The sequence below is a fragment of the Streptomyces sp. NPDC059866 genome (genome assembly GCF_042731325.1).
In the GTDB taxonomy this organism is placed as follows: Bacteria; Actinomycetota; Actinomycetes; order Streptomycetales; family Streptomycetaceae; genus Streptomyces; species Streptomyces flavusporus.
Genome location: NZ_JBHWJT010000131.1, coordinates 1 through 1,310 on the forward strand (window position 1 = coordinate 1; position 1,310 = coordinate 1,310).

The following is a 1,310-nucleotide window of genomic DNA, read 5'->3' on the forward strand; positions in this document are numbered from 1 at the left end:
TGCTGGGGATTCCACATGATCCAATTGGTGATCTGCTGCGGTTTGAGTACCGGGGCGGGCGACCGGATCGAGCCGAGGCCGGTCCGAAGCCGGCGGAGATAGCGGCGCACGGCTTGCGGGGTCCGCCCTGGACAGCCCTGAGCCTGGATTTCCCGGAAGAGGCGGGCGGCATCGGTGCATCCTTCGTTCCAGCGCCGGATCAGATACGGCTTGTAGTCGTCCAGGCGCGTGGTGCGAAGGGCCCGGTCGATGAGGCCATCGAGGTTCTCGCAGTGGGCATAGCGTTCCGCGGTGTGCCGGGCCAGTCCCAGCTCCCGTCCGATGGCGCTGATTGTCCAGCCTTTCGCCAGCAGTCGTTGCACCGCTTTGTGCCGCTCGCGTGTCCGGGTGACCAGCCACTTCTCCGTGCCGGTATCCGGATTGAGCGTCCGGGGCGGGGATGTGGCTGTGCGCCGCGTGGAAGGCGCGCTCGACTCCGGTGCGCTCAGACAGGGACGGTGCGCGATCACGGTGCGCTCGACGGCGGTGGCGAGGTTGTCCCATAAATGCCACCGGTCGGCGACCTGCAGTGCGCGCGGAGCTCCCGCGCGGGCTGCCTCGGCATAGGCGCCGGCCCGGTCCCGGCAGATCACCTCGATACCTGGGTGCCCAGTCAGCCAGATGACCAGGGGCTCCTTCTCCCGGCCCGGCAGGAGGTCGAGGACGTCACGGGACTCGACGTCGACCAGCACCGTTCCATATCTGCGTCCGCGTCGGGTGGCGAAGTCGTCCACCCCCACCACCCGCGGCGAGGCAGGACTCGGGTCGGGCAGCGCCATCAGCACATTCAGCAGCGTCATCCGGCTGACGACGATGTGCAGCACGGCGGAGAGCCGCGCACCGGCCCGGCCGGCAAGCGCCAGGGCAATCGCCTGCACCAGGGTCGCCAGCACGACGGTGCGACGTCCGTATCGGATGGTCAGTCCTTCGACCTGCTCGACAAAGGTGCGACGCGCACAACTGGCGACGTCACAGAACAACCGCCGCACCGACAGTTCGATGGCCACCGGACGCCCGCCCACAGCCGCATCCGCCAGACACCGTCGATACCAACTGTGGACCCGGGACGAGGAAACGCCGCAGTCGGGACACGCAAGCGCACCATCGCGGGTGCGGGCTTGGACCCGCACCACGCCGCCCTCCACTCGCACTTGCTCCACCAGCACCTTCTCCAGGTGCGGAAACACCATGTCCAGCAAGTCGTCACACACTGCGGACCATGCCACCGAAGTGACATTCGGTCACCCCATCACGAAAATCTTGACTGAGCC

General features: G+C 67.6%; 1 protein-coding gene. It reads right to left on the bottom strand.

Annotated features, from left to right (window positions below; genetic code table 11):
• Positions 1 to 1,229: ISL3 family transposase (locus ACFV7R_RS47050; protein WP_385276976.1), on the bottom strand; the 1,229-nt coding region annotated here is incomplete at its 3' end.
• Between the last annotated feature and the right edge of the window lie 81 nt (positions 1,230 to 1,310).